The sequence below is a fragment of the Alicyclobacillus contaminans DSM 17975 genome (assembly GCF_000429525.1).
In the GTDB taxonomy this organism is placed as follows: domain Bacteria; phylum Bacillota; class Bacilli; order Alicyclobacillales; family Alicyclobacillaceae; genus Alicyclobacillus_A; species Alicyclobacillus_A contaminans.
In genome coordinates, this window is record NZ_AUCA01000033.1 from 17,707 (window position 1) to 36,364 (window position 18,658).

Annotated in this window: 20 protein-coding genes; 7 read left to right on the top strand and 13 right to left on the bottom strand. The window is 59.3% G+C overall.

From position 1 onward, the window contains the following. Nucleotides 1–16: 16 nt before the first annotated feature. On the bottom strand, nt 17–1,315 hold the full coding sequence (gene efeB / locus G463_RS0112385; RefSeq protein ID WP_026975422.1) for an iron uptake transporter deferrochelatase/peroxidase subunit: 1,299 nt from the start codon (nt 1,313–1,315) through the stop codon (nt 17–19). Between the two features lie 20 nt (nt 1,316–1,335). Then, on the bottom strand, nt 1,336–2,511 hold the full coding sequence (efeO, locus tag G463_RS0112390) for an iron uptake system protein EfeO (protein WP_026975423.1): 1,176 nt from the start codon (nt 2,509–2,511) through the stop codon (nt 1,336–1,338). A gap of 222 nt (nt 2,512–2,733) precedes the next feature. On the opposite strand from efeO, the gene G463_RS0112395 reads away from it, so the two are divergent. Next, nucleotides 2,734–2,958, top strand: a complete 225-nt coding sequence (locus G463_RS0112395) for a hypothetical protein (protein WP_026975424.1) — start codon at nt 2,734–2,736, stop codon at nt 2,956–2,958. A 226-nt stretch (nt 2,959–3,184) separates the two neighbouring features. Here G463_RS0112395 and G463_RS0112400 read toward each other — a convergent pair whose 3' ends face one another. Further along, a complete protein-coding gene (locus G463_RS0112400) occupies nt 3,185–3,724 on the bottom strand; it encodes a peroxiredoxin (protein ID WP_026975425.1) in 540 nt (179 codons plus the stop codon). 203 nt (nt 3,725–3,927) lie between these two features. Here G463_RS0112400 and G463_RS0112405 point away from each other — a divergent pair, with 203 nt between their 5' ends. After that, complete coding sequence (locus G463_RS0112405) at nt 3,928–4,350, top strand: DUF1641 domain-containing protein (RefSeq protein WP_035487167.1); 423 nt, start codon at nt 3,928–3,930, stop codon at nt 4,348–4,350. A gap of 94 nt (nt 4,351–4,444) precedes the next feature. Here G463_RS0112405 and G463_RS0112410 read toward each other — a convergent pair whose 3' ends face one another. Continuing rightward, nucleotides 4,445–4,915 (bottom strand): hypothetical protein, encoded by a 471-nt coding sequence (locus tag G463_RS0112410; protein WP_026975427.1) that lies wholly within the window; start codon nt 4,913–4,915, stop codon nt 4,445–4,447. A gap of 212 nt (nt 4,916–5,127) precedes the next feature. Here G463_RS0112410 and G463_RS0112415 point away from each other — a divergent pair, with 212 nt between their 5' ends. Both G463_RS0112415 and msrB read left to right on the top strand, forming a co-directional pair. Continuing rightward, the gene (locus G463_RS0112415; RefSeq protein ID WP_026975428.1) at nt 5,128–6,186 is read left to right on the top strand and encodes an LLM class flavin-dependent oxidoreductase; all 1,059 of its coding nucleotides are present in this window, start codon (nt 5,128–5,130) and stop codon (nt 6,184–6,186) included. A gap of 7 nt (nt 6,187–6,193) precedes the next feature. Continuing rightward, a complete protein-coding gene (gene msrB, locus G463_RS0112420) occupies nt 6,194–6,640 on the top strand; it encodes a peptide-methionine (R)-S-oxide reductase MsrB (RefSeq protein ID WP_026975429.1) in 447 nt (148 codons plus the stop codon). Between the two features lie 89 nt (nt 6,641–6,729). On the opposite strand, the gene dhaM is transcribed toward msrB, so the two are convergent. Genes dhaM through dhaK form a run of 3 tightly spaced genes read right to left on the bottom strand, consistent with a single transcriptional unit; the run spans nt 6,730 to nt 8,756 of the window. Beyond that, nucleotides 6,730–7,131, bottom strand: a complete 402-nt coding sequence (gene dhaM, locus G463_RS0112425) for a dihydroxyacetone kinase phosphoryl donor subunit DhaM (protein ID WP_026975430.1) — start codon at nt 7,129–7,131, stop codon at nt 6,730–6,732. Next, nucleotides 7,110–7,763, bottom strand: coding sequence for a dihydroxyacetone kinase subunit DhaL (gene dhaL / locus G463_RS20260; protein WP_051322263.1), 654 nt, complete (start codon nt 7,761–7,763; stop codon nt 7,110–7,112). The genes dhaM and dhaL overlap by 22 nt, the downstream gene beginning before the upstream one ends. Nucleotides 7,764–7,775: 12 nt before the next feature. Further along, nucleotides 7,776–8,756, bottom strand: a complete 981-nt coding sequence (gene dhaK, locus G463_RS0112435; RefSeq protein ID WP_026975431.1) for a dihydroxyacetone kinase subunit DhaK — start codon at nt 8,754–8,756, stop codon at nt 7,776–7,778. A 355-nt stretch (nt 8,757–9,111) separates the two neighbouring features. Here dhaK and G463_RS0112440 point away from each other — a divergent pair, with 355 nt between their 5' ends. The 3 genes from G463_RS0112440 (at nt 9,112) to G463_RS0112450 (ending at nt 13,405) form a co-directional block, all read left to right on the top strand. Beyond that, entirely contained in the window at nt 9,112–9,675 is a 564-nt protein-coding gene (locus G463_RS0112440) for a glycerol-3-phosphate responsive antiterminator (RefSeq protein ID WP_026975432.1), read from the top strand. 289 nt (nt 9,676–9,964) lie between these two features. Then, nucleotides 9,965–11,455, top strand: a complete 1,491-nt coding sequence (glpK, locus tag G463_RS0112445; RefSeq protein WP_026975433.1) for a glycerol kinase GlpK — start codon at nt 9,965–9,967, stop codon at nt 11,453–11,455. Between the two features lie 279 nt (nt 11,456–11,734). Then, a complete protein-coding gene (locus G463_RS0112450; RefSeq protein ID WP_026975434.1) occupies nt 11,735–13,405 on the top strand; it encodes a glycerol-3-phosphate dehydrogenase/oxidase in 1,671 nt (556 codons plus the stop codon). Nucleotides 13,406–13,514: 109 nt separating this feature from the next. Here the strand turns inward: G463_RS0112450 and G463_RS0112455 are convergent, their stop codons facing one another. The 6 genes from G463_RS0112455 to G463_RS0112480 form a co-directional block, all read right to left on the bottom strand. Continuing rightward, nucleotides 13,515–14,723, bottom strand: coding sequence for an iron-containing alcohol dehydrogenase (locus G463_RS0112455; protein ID WP_026975435.1), 1,209 nt, complete (start codon nt 14,721–14,723; stop codon nt 13,515–13,517). Nucleotides 14,724–14,791: 68 nt separating this feature from the next. Next, a complete protein-coding gene (locus tag G463_RS0112460; RefSeq protein ID WP_051322264.1) occupies nt 14,792–16,309 on the bottom strand; it encodes an aldehyde dehydrogenase family protein in 1,518 nt (505 codons plus the stop codon). Nucleotides 16,310–16,347: 38 nt separating this feature from the next. Then, nucleotides 16,348–16,671: a ferritin family protein gene (locus G463_RS23925; RefSeq protein ID WP_026975437.1), complete on the bottom strand. Its 324-nt coding sequence runs from the start codon at nt 16,669–16,671 to the stop codon at nt 16,348–16,350. Continuing rightward, nucleotides 16,640–16,942: a ferritin family protein gene (locus G463_RS23930; RefSeq protein ID WP_026975438.1), complete on the bottom strand. Its 303-nt coding sequence runs from the start codon at nt 16,940–16,942 to the stop codon at nt 16,640–16,642. The genes G463_RS23925 and G463_RS23930 overlap by 32 nt, the downstream gene beginning before the upstream one ends. A gap of 310 nt (nt 16,943–17,252) precedes the next feature. Continuing rightward, on the bottom strand, nt 17,253–18,227 hold the full coding sequence (locus tag G463_RS0112475) for an aldo/keto reductase family protein (protein WP_026975439.1): 975 nt from the start codon (nt 18,225–18,227) through the stop codon (nt 17,253–17,255). Nucleotides 18,228–18,455: 228 nt separating this feature from the next. Further along, the coding region (locus G463_RS0112480) for a transposase domain-containing protein (RefSeq protein ID WP_026975440.1) at nt 18,456–18,658 on the bottom strand (203 nt) is incomplete at its 5' end.

Sequence of the window (18,658 nt, forward strand, 5' to 3'; positions counted from 1 at the left end):
CTCCGCCCTCACTTCGTCACATAGACTCCAGCAACGTTTGCCCCACGTATCCGCCTGGCTGAACGCCCGGCGGGCAAGCAAACACCGCACTGCCCACGTGCACGATGTATTCATTCAACGCGTCGGATTCCTGCAATCGCTGCAGCACCGGCACAAATTGTTTCTGCGGATTGCGTTGAAACGCCAAAAACAACAGCCCCACGTCGGCCAGCCCCGTCTTTGGGTCCACGCCACTCAGATAGGAGTAGCTGCGGCGCAGCATTTTGTTGGTTCCGTCTCCGTGCGCCAAGCGCACGTGCGAATCCGCCGGCAACGCTGCCGGGTTTATCTTGTCAAATTCGTTGCTGGCACCAAAAGGAGCGCCGGACACCTTATGCCGACCGAACGTGGACTCCTGGTCTTTGAGCGAAGAACGATCCCAGTTTTGTATCAACATTTGAATCCGCCGCACCGCGAGGTAGGTGCCGTTGGCCATCCAGGCTGGGCCATCCGCCGCCGACGCCCACAAATACTGTTTCATGGCGGTGTCGGTCAGGATGTCCCGATTGGCCGTTCCATCTTTGAACCCGAACAAGTTCCGCGGCGTCTGGGGCTGTCCCGAAGCGTCCGTGGGTGCCTTCAGAAATCCGTCCTGCATCCAGCGTAACGCCGCCACTCCCGCCGCTGCCCGTGTCAAGTTACGAATGGCGTGAAACGCCACCTGCGGGTTGTCCGCACACGCCTGCACGCACAGATCTCCGCCACACCAGTTGGGGTCAAGTTGATCCCGCTGCATCGGTGGAATCTGCTGCAACACTGTCGGTTTTCGGGCCGCCAAGCCAAAGCGATCACCGCTGTCGTTGTGAAACAACGTCGGCCCAAAGCCAAACGTCAGGGTCAGACGGGAGGGCTCCAACCCCTCCGCCTCGCCCGTGTCTACAGGTGGCAAATAGGCATTGCTGGACATCTGCCCGACCGGATTACCGCTGCACATCGCCTGAGCGTACTGCGTCCAGGTCTTGAGCAGATCCCGCAAGTCCAACAGACTGCTCGTGGTCAGGTCATAGGTGGCGAAAACCACGTGGTCCTGCTGTGGCGTGATGATACCCGCCTGATACATTCCATGGAACGGGATCAAGGTATGGCGCTTCGAACTATCCCCTGTCAGCTTTTCCGCTCCGTAAACGATGGCTTTCATGCCCCCGATGCCGAGGGCCGCCCCAATGCCCGCCGTCGCCGTGAGTTTGAGCATTTCTCTGCGGCTCAGCGGTTTCTCAAAGAACCCCTTCTTAGACGGAGCTTCGGGAGATACCCGGGTGTCCTTTTCCGTTGTCACGGCCGTCCTCTCCCCTGTGGTTATGACAGAATTTTGGCTGTCTTGGACAGCGCTTCAGCGGCGCTGTTCAACTCTTCACTGATGGTCCGCGTGTCTTGGGCCGTCAGTTTGTTATAGAGCACGTACCCATTCCCGGACTTGTATTTGTTCATGGTGTTTTCCACCGTCTTGAACCGCTGCGCCACCGTCTCTGCCAAACTGGGGTCCGTCGCCTGCACAATCGGCTGGATGGCGTCGAACGCCTTTTCAGACCCGTCCACATTTGCGACCAGGTCAAGCAAGTCAATGTGCGAATACCGCTCTTCCTCGCCGGTGATCTTGCTCGTGGCTGCTTCGTTCAGCAGATCCACCGCGCCGGCGATCACGTCCCCGGGCTGCACCGTCAACGATTCGATCTTGCGCTGGAGCGTCTGGACATTCGCCAACAACTGCTTGGCGACCGTTGCTTGCCCGGCCAGGGAGTGCTTCACCCAAATCGCCTGCTCCAATTCGTGAAAGCCCCCCCACTGGTTGGCTGGAACATCGTTGGCGCGGGCGTCAATTTTCGGGTCGAGATCACCAAAATCTTCCGCGATGGGTTCAATGCGCTCGTAGTACACCCGCGCCGGTCCGTACAGAGATTCGGCTTTCGCCATATCTCCCGCTTCCACAGCCTGCACGAACGCCTGGGTGTGTGTCACGAGCAATTCGCTCTGCTGCAGCACGTAGTCGTGGTACTGCTGCGCTGCGGCGGCCAGCGCCGTGCTGTTGGCCGAAGTGGTTGCCGGTGTTTTATGCTCCACGTCAGAGAGCAATTGATCCAGCGCCTGTTGCAGCCCTTGGTTCAATGTATCGACTTGCGACCAAGCCACAGGATTGGCTTTTGCGGCGGAAAAGAGCGGACTCAGGTACTTTTCTACGTTCGCGTAATCGAGCGGATAATTGGATTTCACGCTGTTCTCGAACGACGGCCACTCCTGGTTGTACAATTTGGCCGCCAGTTCCGACGCGTTCGCGGTGTCTTTCGCGTTCACCACCGACGTCAGCTGTGATGCGGTTTGCTGCATGGCCTGTACATGATTCTTCAGATCCGCCATGGCAGTCGGATTGGATGCATGAGTCGTATTGTTGGTGGACGACCCTGTGTTCGACGAACAGCCTGCCAGCGACAGACAACTCACCGAAATAGCCAACGCCATCCATTTCATCTGGCGCATCGACCGATTCCCCCTTTGTCTCCTCACGACGAACGGATTGTCCGGATACTTGACTAATTTAGTCATGATTCCGGAATCAGTGTATCAAGTAGCCTATGCAAACGCAATAGTTTATATCAATAAAAACAATAAATTAGTATAGACTAATTATCCGCCAGCTGAATCATCCCTGGCATACTTCCGAGCAGAGTGGAGATCATGAAACGACGGAGGTGACCATCGATGAAAATGGAGGCTGTTCAGGAGCAATTGCGGCAGTGGGGTGAGCTCATCATCACCACAGCGGCCGGAGAATCCTATGAAATCCACCTCGGCGACACGGCCTTCGATGTCGCAGGTCGCGTCATCACCCTGACCACGCCGAACGCCGTGTACCTGATAGACGGCGACGCGGTGGAAAATGTGAAGAAGCACTACGGGCACAAATTGGAGGAAGCCGATCACTGAATGTCAGTCGGCGGGTAGGCTCCCAACTGTCCGGGGTGGGCGACGACTGGCCTCGTCCGGAATCGAGCAGGAGGGGGCGCATAGCCCCTGGCCTCTCACACCACCTACATGCGGATCCGCATGCGGACTGCCACCCTCAAGATTTCGCCCATGCTCGGCGTACACAGACAAGCGGCGCACCCATGATGGGTACGCCGCCTGTCGTCGCATCTCGAAGAGGATGGAATCAGACTTCCAGCAACTTGTCGCCAGGCTTCCAGTTCGCCGGGCACAGACCGCCGGCTTGCAGGGCTTCCAAGACGCGCAGGGTCTCGTCCACACTGCGGCCGATGTTCATGTCGTGCACGACCTGGTAGCGCAGGATGCCCTCTGGATCAATGATGAACAGACCGCGCAGCGCCTGTCCTTCGCTCTCCACCAGGACATCATACTTGCGGGCGACTTCCTTCGTGAAGTCCGCCGCGAGCGGATAATCGAGACCGCCGAGCCCGTTCTTTTCTTTCGGCGTCTGAATCCAAGCCTTGTGGCTATGGACGCTGTCGCAGCTGACACCGAGCACTTCCGCATCCAAGTCCTTGAATTCCTGGAGACGGTCGTTCATCGCAATGATCTCCGTCGGGCAGACGAAGGTAAAGTCGGCGGGGTAAAAGAACATGACCAACCATTTACCACGATAGTCGGAGAGTTTGACCCGTTCATCCAATGTCTTCATATTCTTTGTGGACAGCATGTCAAAGTCTGGTGCTGGTTGTCCTACCAACGGCATACGGAAACACTCCTTTTTCCATTTGGTATTTAGACTAAATTCATATCACGGAAGTCAGTATACCATACCAGTGTGAGCGAAATCCACCCTGTCCATTCTCCATGTCCGCAAAACTGTCGAATCCTGCGGCCAAGCGTTGCGTATTTCGACACGGGTTGTGGTATCCTATTTTAGGATACTTACTTTAGAAGGGCGTGTGTGCAATGGCTGAAACCACGACGTTGGAAAAGCCGACTGTTGATGTGACCGAACTGCTCATGCGAGCCGACGTCCAAAAGGCCCTCATCGATGTTCTTGAACATCTTCCGAAACTCGCTCCGGTCCTGGTGCTCGCTGCAAAAGGCGTGGAAGCCGTGCGGGATGCGGTCACCGATCCCGAACTGATGGGCGGACTGGAGGACTTGCTGCTGGACAAGGTCAAGCCGTTGAAGAGCAAGGCTTCCGATGTCTCCAGCATGGTGCAGGAGGCGAAGAGCCGGGCCGAACGTAATACGGGGTACATCGGCATGTTTGGACTGCTGCGACTGTTGAAGGACCCGACGGTACAGTATGCCCTGCGTTTCCTGCAAGCGTTCGTCGATGTGGCGTCGGAACATCGCGCGGCAGCGGAGAAATCTGGCAAATAAAGGGTTGTATCGCGGCAACGGCGGATGCCCAACGGGCTCCGCCGTTTTTCTTTCGAGGAAACCTACGGTGACGCTGCGGTCACCGCGCCGCTGGTCATACGTCGGCGTCACTGGACCGGCTCCGCGACTTCCGGCGGCGGCGGGTGGCTTTTCGCTTGGTGATCTTCATCTTTACCTCGCGTTCAATCGTGGTGTGCTTCGTGATCATGTCCGGCGTCAACTTGCCCTGTGCCGTGAACATGGAGAAGTCAAACGGCGTCTTCAACTCGTCTTTCGGCACCTGCATTTCGTCCGCCAGAGCTTCTTTGTCCAGGACTTCTCGCTCCCGAAAAGTGGGGGATAGCACCGCGTTCTCGCCGTTTGGCAGAGGAATGATGATTTCCTCTTCCCCGCTCTCCGCAAACAGCGCCTCCAACTCTTCGAACAACAGTTTGTTTTCCTCGTTGCGCTCTTTCGCAATTTCCTTGTTCTGAAAGTAACGCAGCACCTTTTCCTCCAACTTCAGACGTCGCGCCTGCTCGTCCTCCGTCTCCACCAGCGACAGCCTGGGCTCAACCGTTGACATCTTCAGCTCACCTCATGTTGTTCATGCTGCGGCGACTCGGCCGGATTGCGCCGAGTGCGGACAAGGATTCATCATACACGAAGCGCGGAAGCGTGTCGATGTGACATCCTTTGGCGCGCGAGGGTACAATAGGAGGGAGACCGGGTGCCTTCGGATGGAGGGGAGCCACGTCGGCCCCTCGTCCGCAGCCCACGAGAAATCAGGTGAATGCCGTGAAACTCAGCATTCTGGACCAATCGCCCATTGCGATGGGCAGCAACGCCCGCGAAGCCGTGCAGCAAACGGTGCGGATTGCGGAGCTCGCCGACCGTCTCGGCTACCATCGCTTCTGGGTGTCTGAACATCATGACGCATCCGCCCTCGCGGGATCGGTTCCGGAAATTCTGATTGCGCACTTGGCGACTAAGACCCAATCCATTCGCGTCGGCTCCGGCGGGGTGATGTTGCCTCACTACAGCGCCTACAAGGTCGCGGAGACGTTTCGAATGCTGGAACTCCTGCACCCTGGCCGAATCGATCTCGGAATTGGCCGCGCACCGGGCGGCATGCCGCGTTCGACCATGGCGCTGCAGGAGGGGCGGACCCGCGAGTTGAACTACCTGCAGCAGGTGGAGGACCTGAAAGGGTATCTGACCGATTCCCTGCCCGCCACCCACCGATTCGCCGGCCTGACCGCAGCGCCGGTGGTGGACACCGTTCCGGAACTGTGGATGCTTGGTTCCAGTGACTTCAGCGCCGCAGCCGCGGGCGACGCGGGGGCTGCATTCATGTTTGCTCAATTCATCAACGGCAGCCGTAGCGACGGCATCGAGGCGGTGGCGTCGTACCGGCGAAGGTTTCGGCCGTCCCCGTGGCTGGAGCGCCCCATGGCCGCCGTCGCCGTGTTCGTTATCTGTGCGGAGACCGATGCGGACGCGGATCGAATTGCGTCCAGCCTCGACCTGTCGCTCGTGATGCTGGCCAACGGTCAACGCCGCGAAGGGACGCCGACCATTGAGATGGCGCAGTCGTATCCGTACAGTCCCTATGAACGGGCACTGGTCCAGGAGAATCGCAAGCGCATGGTGGTGGGAAGCCCGGCGTCGGTCCGCCAGCAATTGGAGGCCCTGGCCGCCGACTACGGGGTCGACGAAGTGATGGTGGCCACCACCACCGCGGAGTTCGCCGACAGAGTCCGTTCGTTTGAGCTGCTGGCACAAGCTTTTCAACTCACACCGCGCGGAACGTCCGCACAGAACGCGGACGTATCGGCCGTCGACCGAAAGGAGTGATCCGTGAATGGCGAACCAAGGCGAAGAACGCCTGGAGCAGCTGAAACAGAAACTCACCCCGCTGCAGTACGAGGTGACGCAGCGGAGCGCCACCGAACCTCCGTTTCACAACGAGTACTGGAACCATTTTGAAGAGGGACTGTACGTGGATGTGGTGTCCGGTGAACCGCTGTTTTCGTCCCGTGACAAATTCGCATCGATGTGCGGATGGCCGAGCTTTGCCAAGCCCGTTCAACCAGACGCTGTGGTGGAACGGCCGGATTACAGCCACGGCATGATCCGCACGGAAGTGCGCAGCCAAGGCGCCGATTCACACCTCGGCCACGTGTTTGACGACGGCCCGCGGGAACTCGGCGGACTGCGTTATTGCATCAATTCCGCCGCCCTTCGCTTCATTCCCAAAGAAGATCTGGAGCGCGAAGGGTACGGGGAATACTTGAAACTGTTTGAATAAGAATGCCCCCCAGCCGGTGGTGGACAGCCGAGGGGGGCAGCCCCATACACGCTCGGATTCGCCTCTGTTGCCGCGACAGAAACGCGGAATCAATCATCCAATTTCCGCAATTGCCGCGCGTCGGCAGCGCGCGCCAAGACCGCTTCCACGCTGCCGCCGATACTCGCTTCCACGGCGGCAGCCACCGCGCCTTCCACCAGGGGCGCATCGGCCATGAAGACGCGTTCCCGCCAGGCGCTCGGCACCAGTTCCAGCGCCATCTCGCTGCTCAGGCGGGCGCTGCCCAGGTCGAACAGCACCACCACGTCGCTGCCCGGAGGACACGCTTGAATCGCATGTGCAATCTTGATGGCATCGGTGCCCAGCCGGTCTTCGAGCCCCGAGGCACTGGCGATGTGCAAGTTCGGTCCGGCCAGCTGACGCAACAGCTCACAGACCCCTTCCCCCAGTTTCGCGCTGTGCGACACAATCACAAAGCTGACAGATCCCACTGTGGTTTCACCACACCTTCCGACATCGCTGCAAACAGTTCCGCAAACCACAGCGCGCTCGACAGACTACCCGGATCGACCGTACCCTGACTGCGGTCGCCGAGGTAAGCCGCCCGCCCTTTTCTGGCGGTCAGCGGCTTGGTCGCCAACGCTGCCGCTGCCGCCGCCTCCACCGCGCGCTGCGCGTCCAGCGGTTGCTCGGTCTGCAGTTCGCGTTGAACCGCTGTCCACACGTCGACCATCGTCTTGTCGCCCACAGCGGCCCGCCCGCGCGCCATGATCCCTTCGAGCGCGGCAGCCACCCCGCCGCGAAGGGCCTCTTCGTCCACGTCTGCCCGTCCGTTCCAAGCGGCCGACAGTTTCAGGAAAGCCGTGCTATAGAGCGGGCCGGAAGCGCCCCCGACGGTCCCGAGCAACGTCATGGCCACGGTCTGACAGCCCGCAGCGGGCGTGGTCGGCTGGGACGCCTTCAGTTTCTCGGCGACCGCCGAAAACCCTCGAGCCATGTTGGTCCCGTGGTCTCCGTCGCCAATCCGATTGTCCAGCTCATTCAACACATCGCGAAACTCCGCCAACACCTGCGCGTACGCGTCCATCACGCGCACGAATGCCTCGGCTGTCAATGGTTGCATATCCGTCCCTCCTCACCAGGCCGGCGCGTCCGTGGGCGCGTCCAGCCATGGAATCAACTCGTCATCGAGGCGCAGCAGGGAAATCGAAAATCCCGCCATTTCGAGAGAAGTCATGTATTCGCCCACCAGCGTCCGATATACCCGGACCCCGCGCGCGGCGAGCTGTTCCGAAATCGCCCGATTGGCAATGTAGAGTTCACTCAATGGAGTGGCCCCGAGCCCATTCACCAAAACGGCCACCTCGTCCCCGGGCTTCGCCGGGGTGTGCGCGAAAATGCGCTCCAAAAGCGTGTTCACCACGTCTGACACAGGCGCCAAGGGAGCCCGGTGCGTCCCGGGTTCGCCATGAATACCCATCCCAATCTCCATCTCGTCCTCGCCCAGTTCAAAACTCGGCCGCCCACTGGCCGGCACCGTACACGGTGCCAGCGCCATGCCCATGGAGTGGGTGTTGTCAATCACCTTCTGCGCGATGCGCTGAACTTCGTCCAAACTGGCGCCCGCTTCCGCTGCCGCACCGGCCACTTTGTGCACGAACACGGTCCCGGCGATGCCCCTCCGGCCCACCGTGTACGTGCTGCCATCCACGGCCACGTCGTCGTTGACAATCACCTTGGCCACGGGAATACCCTCCGCCTCCGCCAACTCGGCGGCCATTTCAAAATTCAACACATCCCCAGTGTAGTTCTTGATGACCAGCAGCACGCCTTTTCCCCGATGGACCGCCCGGATGGCCGACAACACCTGGTCCGGCGTGGGCGATGTGAACACCTCCCCCGCCACCGCCGCATCCAACATCCCCGTGCCCACAAACCCCGCGTGCGCAGGTTCATGACCGCTGCCGCCTCCGCTCACCAGCGCCACCTTGTCCGCCAATTGTTTTCGCACCACGACCTGCGTGCCCGGCACCCGCTCCAAATGTGGATGCGCCGCCACCAAGCCATCCAACAGTTCGTCGACATACGCATTCACGTTGTTCATCAGCTTTTTCATGGACAACCCCTCCGTGTTCTCGCTCATTCTGGAATCCCTCGCAGCACGCAGGCCGCTTCTCGTAAGCGGTTTCAAATCACAAAGCGCAAAAAACCACAACGACCACCGGCGCCGGGCCGGAAATCACTGTGGTTTCTCCATATCTCCACCATGCCACGATGAACTTGTACGTCTTTCCGTCAAACGTGAGCCATACTTTAAAACTACAGGTGGTTTGCAAAAAAATCAAGAGTATTGCGAAGGAGAACGCGGGTACTAAGGCACTGCCACTTGTCGCTCGGACCTTGCCACGCCATAATGGGGATTAATTGTCCGCAAGGGTTCCCATTTTATCTCAGTGAGGAGGTCGCAGGCCATGATGATTCAACAACAGCGCGTGATTCCAGCCGCACGCTCTATCAAAGATTTCGAGTGGTTGATGAAAACCAATGCCGAATATGTGGTTCTGCTCGACGTGTACATCTCTCAATTGGTCTATCTACGCCGAATGGCTCGGGATTTTGGCAAAAAGCTGCTGCTCCACGCCGACCTAGTGCAGGGCCTGCGCCACGACGAAGCGGCGGCGCAGTTTCTCTGCCAAGTCATCAAGCCGGCCGGCCTCATCTCCACCCATTCGAACGTCGTGTTGACGGCCAAAAAACACGGTCTCATCAGCATTCAACGCATTTTTCTGCTGGATTCCCACTCGCTGGATACCAGTTATCGCGTCATGAACTCCTCCGATCCGGACTACATCGAGGTCCTGCCGGGCATGATGCCAGAGGTGATTCGCGAAGTCAGCCAAACATCGAGACGACCGGTGCTGGCCGGCGGATTCATCCGCAATGCGAACGATGTGGAAACCATTCTGCGGAGCGGAGCCACGGCGGTGACCACGTCCTCCCGCGACGTCTGGAACCATTATCTGAAAAAAGCCTAACGGCGTCTTTCCCTGCGCGGTTTGGAACGTCACCGCAAGATGGGTTGACAATCGGTTCACCCCGGCCTATACTGCTTGCAAAGGCTTGCTGAATCCGCTTTCTTCGCCTTGAGCACCACACAAGTTCATCTATCACTGAGACGGGGAGAACCGCAAGATGCCTGCCAGATATGCGCAGGTGGCTTGGGGTTTTTTGTCGTTTTCACGCCGCATGCGGGGTGAAAAGCGGACACACAGCTCCGCCTCGGCAAGCACGGAACCGGAACAGCGAAATGGGGAGGGACACCCGATGGCAAAATACGTGTTGGCCATTGACCAAGGCACCACCAGCTCACGCGCCATCCTGTTCGACAAGGATGGTCACATTGAAGGCGTCGCGCAGAAAGAATTCCGGCAGATCTTTCCGAAACCGGGCTGGGTGGAACACGATGCGATGGAGATCTGGGGATCGGTTCAGAGTGTGATCTCCGAGGTTCTGGCGACGCATCAGGTGGCACCGGACGACATCGCGGCCATTGGCATCACCAATCAACGGGAAACGGCCGTGGTCTGGGATAAAGCGTCCGGACAGCCCATTTACAACGCGATTGTCTGGCAGTCGCGACAGACCGCATCCATCTGTGACGAGTTGAAGTCCCAAGGACTGAACGACACCTTTCGCAGCAAAACCGGCCTGCTGATAGACGCCTATTTTTCCGGAACCAAAGTGAAGTGGATCCTGGACCACGTCGAGGGTGCGCGGCAGCGCGCAGAGCGCGGAGAACTGCTGTTCGGCACCATCGACACCTGGCTCGTGTGGAAACTCTCGGGCGGGCGGACACATGTCACCGACTACACCAACGCGTCTCGGACTCTGATGTACAACATCTACGATTTGAAGTGGGACGAGGAACTCCTCGATATTCTCGGCGTTCCGTCCAACATGTTGCCGGAAGTGCGTTCGTCGTCGGAGGTGTACGCGCACACCGATCCCGCCTCCTTCCTCGGCAAGGCGGTTCCCATTGCGGGCATCGCGGGAGATCAGCAGGCGGCGCTGTTCGGCCAAGCGTGCTTTGAGCCGGGGATGGCCAAGAACACATATGGAACGGGCTGTTTCATGCTGATGAACACCGGCAGCAAGGCGGTTTCCTCCCAGCACGGACTGTTGACCACGATTGCTTGGGGCATTGACGGCAACGTCGAGTACGCGCTCGAGGGTTCCATCTTCGTGGCTGGATCGGCCATTCAATGGCTGCGGGACGGTCTGCGAATGTTGAGCAACGCGGCCGAGAGTGAGGAATACGCCGCAAAAGTTTCGTCCACCGACGGCGTGTACGTGGTTCCAGCCTTCGTGGGGCTGGGAACGCCCTACTGGGACAGCGATGCGCGGGGGGCCGTGTTTGGGTTGACACGCGGGACGCAGAAAGAGCACTTTGTGCGGGCCACCTTGGAATCGCTGGCGTATCAGACGCGGGACGTCCTCGACGCGATGCAGGCGGACTCCGGCATCGAACTGAAAAAACTGCGAGTGGACGGCGGCGCAACGGCCAACCAATTCCTGATGCAATTTCAGGCAGACGTCCTCGGGGTACCGGTGGAACGGCCGAAGGTGCTGGAAACGACGGCGCTCGGCGCGGCATATCTGGCCGGTCTGGCCGTGGGTTACTGGGACAGCCGGGATGCCATTTCGAACAACTGGAGGACCGATTGCGTGTTCGATGTCAAAATGGATACGGCGAATCGAAAAGCGCTGTACGCCGGTTGGAAGAAGGCCGTGGCGGCGACGCGCAGCTTCAAGTGATGCGCGGATAGCGACATCTCAAACACACGTGCTGACCCGGTGTCACGCGTCGCGGTTTTGTAGTATACTGAAGGTGCCATAGCATGTTAACGCTCACCTCCTTGCAGGAGTATCCGCGGTATTTCGCGATCGTCAAAAGTTAATCGGCAGGATAGAGTCCCGGAGAGACCGCAAGCCGTATGTGAATCCACATACGGCATGTGGTCTTTTTGCTGAATTCGGATACCTGCATGGAGGATGTACGACAATACAGGCGATACAGGAAGGGACGTGACAACCATGGCACTGCCATTTTCCAGCCCCCGCCGATCCGACGTTTTGACCAGTCTGGAGATGGCCGATCTCGACCTGCTCATCATCGGCGGCGGCGTCACCGGAGCCGGCATTCTGCTGGACGCGACGGTTCGCGGCATGTCGGCGGCACTCGTGGAAATGCAAGATTTCGCGGCAGGGACCTCCAGCCGCTCCACCAAACTCGTGCATGGCGGACTGCGCTATCTCAAGCAGCTGGAGGTCGCCCTGGTTGCCGAAGTGGGGAAGGAACGGGCCATCGTCTACGAGAACGGCCCGCACGTGACCACGCCGGAATGGATGCTCCTGCCCATTATCCGCGGCGGCACCTACGGCCTGTTGGCGAGTTCCTTCGGACTTCGCGTGTACGACTTTCTCGCCGGTGTGAAGCGTGAGGAGCGCCGACAAATGTTGGACGTGGCGCAGGCGCGTGCCAAGGAACCGTTGCTTCGCGAGGACGGCCTGCGCGGCGCGGGATACTATGTGGAGTACCGGACGGACGACGCGCGCCTGACGCTGGAAATCCTCAAGGAAGCGGTCGCAAGGGGGGCCCGGGCCGTGAACTATGCGAAAGCGACTCAACTGCTGTACAACGAGGAGGGCAAACTCATTGGCGTGGAGGTGCGGGATCAAGTTCACGGTCGGTCGTATCGGTTGCACGCCCGTAAGGTGGTCAACGCCACCGGTCCCTGGGTGGACCAACTGCGCGAAATGGACCGGTCGAAGACGGGAAAGACGCTGCACCTGACGAAGGGGGTCCACATCGTGGTGGACCGCCAACGGTTTGCGCTGCACAACGCCGTCTATTTCGACGTCCCGGACGGACGGATGGTGTTTGCCATCCCGCGAGGCAGGAAGGTGTACGTGGGCACCACCGACACGAACTACGACGGAGATTTGGTCCATCCAAGGATGACGACGGACGACCTGAACTACCTGGTGCAGGCTGTGAACTTCATGTTTCCGAGCGTTCAATTGTCGCCTCAGGATGTGGAGTCGAGCTGGGCCGGCGTCCGCCCGCTCATTCACGAAGAAGGCAAGGGGCCATCGGAAATCTCTCGAAAGGACGAAATTTTCCACTCGCCGAGCGGACTGCTCACCATCGCCGGCGGCAAATTGACCGGATACCGCAAAATGGCAGAAAAAGTGGTGAACCAAGTGGCACAGGAGATCAGCGCCGTCACCGGACGGACGTTCCCGCCGTGTACCACCGACCGCGTGCCCATTTCCGGTGGCCATACCGGCGGCAGTGCGGGATTCGCCGAGTATTTCCCGCGGGCGGTGGCAGAGGGCGTACGGTTGGGATTGAGCGATGATGAAGCCCGCACGTGGGTCCAGCGTTACGGAAGCAACGTGGACGTGGTCTTCGACATCTTGCGCAACCGGTCGAACGAAGCGGCCGCTGTTCAACTGCCCCCGAACGTGTTTGCGCCGCTCGCCTATTCGGTGGAATATGAAATGGCGGTGACGGCCGAAGATTTCTTCACCCGCCGGACCGGCAGCACATGGTTTGACATCGCGTGGGTCCGCCAGTGGAAAGACCCGGTGATCCATGCCATGGCGCACATGCTGCACTGGGATGACGAAACGCGTGAAACGCAGCGAGTCCAGATGGAAACTCGCCTCACCGAGGCGACAACGCCAGCCGAGGCGGATTGATCAGCCCTCGAATCCATTCCAGACTCTGCGACAGGTGCGGCATGGTTCACCGAAGTCATGGTGACACGCAGCCTGTCTCCCGCAGCCATCCGGGCGACGAAGGCGTCTCCTATGGAGATACCGGACTGGCAATCCCCGCCACTTCCTGCGTCACCCGCCGAATCACCTCCGGGGGAATGCGGAAGACGATACCGGCCGGGTCGGACTGAACCCACTGTACCATGGCGGGCAGGTCTGCCGGATTCAGGTTGAACTCGGCAAACGTATCCGGCAGTCCGACCTCCGCTCGCAAGGTGCGCAGGCATTGGATGACTTCGGCCAGACAGTCCTCCGGATTGGTCGGTGCGTCTTTCAGTCCAATCGCTTCCGCAAACCCGTGAATCCTCGGCAGGTAAAATGCGGGCAGCGCGGCCATCACATTCGGCAGCAGCACGGCATTGGCAAGGCCGTGGGGGATGTGGAATTTGGCCCCGAACGCGTGGGCCATGTTGTGCACCGGTATGGCATGCAGCGCGAGGCTGAACGCGGATATCGCCATGCAACTGGCCATCAGCATGTTCGCGCGAGCCACCAGGTTGGTTCCCATGTCAACCGCCGTGCCCAGGTTCTGCACAATCATCCTGGCCGACTGCAGTGCGTAGGCGTCGGTCATCGGATTGGCCTTCGGCGAGAAGTATGCCTCCAAGGCGTGAGTCAACGCGTCCATCCCCGTGAACGCGGTGATGCGGGGCGGCAGGCCAACGGTCAGGTCCGGATCGAGCAGAGCAATATCCGCGTTGATGAACGGGTGAATCAGGTTGGTCTTGACATGGAGCAGTTCGTTGAAGATGACGGCGATGGGCGACACTTCCGCCCCAGTGCCCGCCGTGGTGGGAATGGCCACGTGGGGAATCGGAATGTACTGCGCTTCTGGCCAGCTTTCCAGCGTGTTCGGCAGCAGACCCTGTCGGATGTCGGGCAGTCCGCGATGCAGCATCCATTTGACGCCCTTGGCCGTGTCGAGCACACTGCCCCCGCCGACAGCGATGATGCTGTCCGCGCTGTTGGATTGATAGAACGCGGCTGCTTTGTTGATGATGTCCGCGCGCGCATCCTGCTCCACTTGATCAAAGATGCCGACGATCCGGGGCTGGGTGGGCATGTACTCAAACAGCGACGTGATTCGCTTTGTGATCCCCGCTTTGGTGATGCCTTTGTCCGTAATCAGGACGGCCCGTCTGCCGCCGAGCCCCTGCAGAATATCAGGCAGTTGCGTTCGGCACCCACTGCCGCTGTACACCGTGGTACGGACGTTGAACTGAAAGAATGAGACCCCCATAACCTTCCACCTCTCCGCAAAATGATGATTGAATGTTGTCGCGGTGCTGCATTGCCCGTATTGAGTCGTCAAAACAACATCTGATACCAGGGACGCTCCTCCACGTGGTGAACCAGCGACTGATGCACGTGCTTGACTTGGGTGTACTCGTCCAGGGCGTGCTTGCCCATTTCCCGTCCAAATCCACTCTGCTTGTAGCCGCCGAACGGCGCGTCCGACCGAAGCATGTGCCAATCGTTAATCCAAATGGTGCCTGCCTTCAAATACCGAGCGATTCGGAATGCCTCGTTGGCGTCCCGGGTCCAGATGCCGGCGGCCAATCCGTAGATGGTGTCGTTGGCGATGGACACAGCTTCTTTCACATCTCTGTAGCGGATGACGGACAGCACCGGTCCGAAAATCTCCTCACGGGCTATTTTCATGTCGTTGGTGACGTCGGCGAAGATGGTGGGTTCGATGAAGCAACCGCCTTCGCACCCGGCCACGCGCACCGGCTGACCGCCGCAGACCAGTCGAGCCCCTTCCGCCTTCCCCGATTCGATGTATTCGAGAATGGTTTCAAACTGTTTCATGGAAATGACGGGGCCCATGCCGGTGGTCTCGGACAACGGATTGCCAATGGGAATGCGCTGCGCCAATTCCGCCAACCGCTGAACCACTTCGTCGTAGATGTCGTCGTGGACCAACACGCGCGTGCCCGATTCGCAAATTTGCCCCGCATGCAGGAACACGCCGAACAGAATCCCCGGAATGGCCACATGGAGGTCCGCGTCTGGGAGCACAATGGCCGGTGATTTACCGCCCAATTCCAACGTGACCCGTTTGACACTGCCGGCAGCGAGCTGCATGATGCGGCGTCCAACCTCGGTCGATCCGGTGAAGGCCACTTTGTCCACCTCCGGGTGCGTCACCAGCGCCTCCCCCACCGATGCGCCGGGCCCAGCCACGACGTTGAACACGCCCGCTGGCACGCCGGCTTCGGCGGCCAATTGCGCCAACTTCAACGTCGAGAGCGGCGTGTTGGACGCCGGTTTGACCACGATGGCGTTGCCCATGGCCAGGGCGGGAACGACTTTCCACATGGCCAGAAGCATCGGGAAGTTCCACGCGCAGATGGCGGCGCAGACGCCGATGGGCTCCCGCCACACCTGATTGGTGCTGGGGCCCGGAAACGGCAGGCTCGGCAGCGTTTCCACATACGGGTACTCCTTGAGAAATTTCGCCGCGTTCTGCAGGAGGTCACAGATCTGCAGAATGTCGGAATTGGCCACGCGCCGCACCGTTCCGCCGGAACTGATGACCTCCAGGTACACCAATTCGTCCGCGTTTTCCAGGATCTTTTTTGCGAAGTTCAGGAGAATCAAAGCCCGGTACTCTGGCGCCAACCTCGACCACACTCCGGATTCGAAGGCGGTTCGCGCAGCCCGGACTGCGGCGTCCACGTCGTTCACGTCCGCCTTGGCCACTTTGGCCACAACCTCGCCAGTGGCCGGATTCACCACATCAAACGTCTCGCCCGATTTCGCCGGTTGCCACCTGCCGTTCACAAACAGGGAAAACTCCAATGTTTTTGTAACCGTTTCCACGTGATGCCCACTCCTTCGCTCCAGGATTCCAGGTCCCGTCAGTCCACGCCCACAACCGCCTCGGGCAGTCGATAAATTTCATCCACCGACTTGCCCAACGCCCGCTTCAGCACGTCCATTCGCTTCTGCAATTGTTTCATTGAAAACTGCATCACGGCGTCCAATGGAATGGCGTACGGATTACCGACGTCCGTCTGCGTTCCTTCCTCGTTCAGCCGGACGGCCAGGGGCGCCAATTCCTGCATGCGTTGAACAATTCGTTCGTACAGCCCCGGATGTTCACAGATTAAACGCTGCAGCAGGAACGTGCCGTAGCCAATGTGGCGAGATTCATCCCGCTTCAGGTAGCCAATGCCCGTCATCAGCCCGGGCATTTTCCTCCCGGGCAATCACCATCACGAGCGGTAGCAGGTCCAGCGTGACAGCTTCCTCACCGGCCTGAAACTGAGCGAGCAACCGAAGCGTCCCTTCGCGCTGCGGATCGGTCAGTTCCTGCCAATCCGCCACGTCCCGGCTGAGATCGATATCTTTGGGATCCCAGATCCCAAAACGCTTCGCTTTCTGATACAGGCGATACGGTAGGATATCTTCGCGAAGAGACCGGGTGACTGTTGCGAATGTCGCGTGCTCCATGCGCATCCTCCTCAGGTATGCAGCGAGCGGTGGCACCGAAGGAACGGTCGCGGCCGCAGTCTGACATGGTGTCAACCCCGAGCAACCCGAACATTCGGTGGAGATACGTGTGCCGCAAACATTTTCGATCAATTCAGATTATACAGACTGTATCAGATGATATGTCAATGTCCTGGAGCGTCGTTGCACGGCAGCTCCGGCATCCAGCGGCGTCATGCTCCCATTTCCTCTTTCATTTGTCCTCATTCGTCCGTCAATCGAAAAGAGCGCGGATTCCCGCGCTCTTTGGCAAGTTTGTGGGTGGATGAGATCACCAGATGGGCACGAAGCCGTCAATTTCCTTCAATACCGCTTCCACGCGCTCCAGCACCTCGTCCGTCAGAACCACATCCAAAGCTTTGACGTTCTCCTCCACCTGTTGCACGCGGCTCGCTCCGATGATGGCGGAACTCACATTCGGTTGACGCAGCACCCACGCAATCGCCAGTTGCGACAGGGTGAATCCCAGTTCCTTCGCAATGCCTTCGAGCTTCTGCACACAGGTGAGCACGTCGTCCCGCAGGTAGCTCCGGATCCAGTAGTTCGTCTGGTCGTTCGCAGCTCGACTGTCCTGCGGAATGGACGCGCCCGGCTTGTACTTGCCCGTCAAAATTCCCTGCGCCAGTGGTGAGAATACCACCTGTCCCACCCCGAACTGTTCGCAGGTGGGAATGACGTCTTTCTCGATGTAGCGCACCAGCATGTTGTAGATGGGCTGGTTGGAGATGATGGGATGGAGATTTCGCTTCTCCTCAATCCCCTTCGCACGAGCGATTTGTGCCGCAGACCATTCGCTCACCCCGGCGTAGAGAATTTTGCCCTGCGCCACCAGGTCATCCAGCGCCCGCAACGTCTCTTCCAACGGAACCGTGTCATCGAAACGGTGGCATTGGTACAAATCTATGTACTCGACACCCAGGCGGCGCAGGCTTGCCTCACACTGCTCCACGATGTGTTTGCGGGACAACCCCCGGTCATTCGGCCCGTCTCCCATCGGGAAGTACACCTTGGTGGCCAGCACGTAGCTCGAACGGGGATACTTGCGCAGCGCTTCTCCGACCACGGTTTCGGCTGCGCCCTGATTGTACGCGTTGGCGGTGTCAAAGAAGTTGATGCCGAGCTCGTACGCCCGGTCAATGCACGCGATGGCCGTATCCCGCTCCGTCGCGGTGCCATACGTCAACCAACTCCCCAGTGCAATTTCACTGACGCGAAGCCCGCTGTCGCCAAGTTTGCGATATTTCATGTTGCCACTCCTTTCGAAGGATTCCCATTTATTATACCTCTCTCTATGATCTTTCGTTTTCTCCCGTATTCTAGCTCAATCGCAGTATTTCTCGTTTGACCTGACAGACAGATTTGACCGAGGTAAGCGTCAAACCCCTCACACCTTGCGCTTCTCCAGACTTCGTGCGAGAGTCATGCACAGCAACAATCAGCCCCGCCAGGGAACCCAGCGGGGCGATTTCTCATGCTATGCTTTTTTCCCGCGCCTGCGGATCCGTTCCGGCAGGCGGTCCGACCACGGGAGTAACTCATCCATCGCCGCCCGGTCGTCCGTTCGGATGTTGGGCAACCGCTCGAACAGGTATTCCAGGTACAGATACGGGTCCAGCCCGTTCTCCTTGGCTGTCTCCACCAGGCTGTAGGCAATGGCGCTCGCCCTTGCCCCGCGCG

What these genes read in the sequence shown, in the direction of transcription:
- efeO (WP_026975423.1), bottom strand. Translation starts at nt 2,511, where the DNA reads ATGCGCCAGATGAAATGGATGGCGTTGGCTATTTCGGTGAGTTGTCTG.
- G463_RS0112395 (WP_026975424.1), top strand. Translation starts at nt 2,734, where the DNA reads ATGAAAATGGAGGCTGTTCAGGAGCAATTGCGGCAGTGGGGTGAGCTC.
- G463_RS0112400 (WP_026975425.1), bottom strand. Translation starts at nt 3,724, where the DNA reads ATGCCGTTGGTAGGACAACCAGCACCAGACTTTGACATGCTGTCCACA.
- G463_RS0112405 (WP_035487167.1), top strand. Translation starts at nt 3,928, where the DNA reads ATGGCTGAAACCACGACGTTGGAAAAGCCGACTGTTGATGTGACCGAA.
- G463_RS0112410 (WP_026975427.1), bottom strand. Translation starts at nt 4,915, where the DNA reads ATGTCAACGGTTGAGCCCAGGCTGTCGCTGGTGGAGACGGAGGACGAG.
- msrB (WP_026975429.1), top strand. Translation starts at nt 6,194, where the DNA reads ATGGCGAACCAAGGCGAAGAACGCCTGGAGCAGCTGAAACAGAAACTC.
- dhaL (WP_051322263.1), bottom strand. Translation starts at nt 7,763, where the DNA reads ATGCAACCATTGACAGCCGAGGCATTCGTGCGCGTGATGGACGCGTAC.
- dhaK (WP_026975431.1), bottom strand. Translation starts at nt 8,756, where the DNA reads ATGAAAAAGCTGATGAACAACGTGAATGCGTATGTCGACGAACTGTTG.
- G463_RS0112440 (WP_026975432.1), top strand. Translation starts at nt 9,112, where the DNA reads ATGATGATTCAACAACAGCGCGTGATTCCAGCCGCACGCTCTATCAAA.
- glpK (WP_026975433.1), top strand. Translation starts at nt 9,965, where the DNA reads ATGGCAAAATACGTGTTGGCCATTGACCAAGGCACCACCAGCTCACGC.
- G463_RS0112450 (WP_026975434.1), top strand. Translation starts at nt 11,735, where the DNA reads ATGGCACTGCCATTTTCCAGCCCCCGCCGATCCGACGTTTTGACCAGT.
- G463_RS0112455 (WP_026975435.1), bottom strand. Translation starts at nt 14,723, where the DNA reads ATGGGGGTCTCATTCTTTCAGTTCAACGTCCGTACCACGGTGTACAGC.
- G463_RS23925 (WP_026975437.1), bottom strand. Translation starts at nt 16,671, where the DNA reads ATGACGGGCATTGGCTACCTGAAGCGGGATGAATCTCGCCACATTGGC.
- G463_RS23930 (WP_026975438.1), bottom strand. Translation starts at nt 16,942, where the DNA reads ATGGAGCACGCGACATTCGCAACAGTCACCCGGTCTCTTCGCGAAGAT.
- G463_RS0112475 (WP_026975439.1), bottom strand. Translation starts at nt 18,227, where the DNA reads ATGAAATATCGCAAACTTGGCGACAGCGGGCTTCGCGTCAGTGAAATT.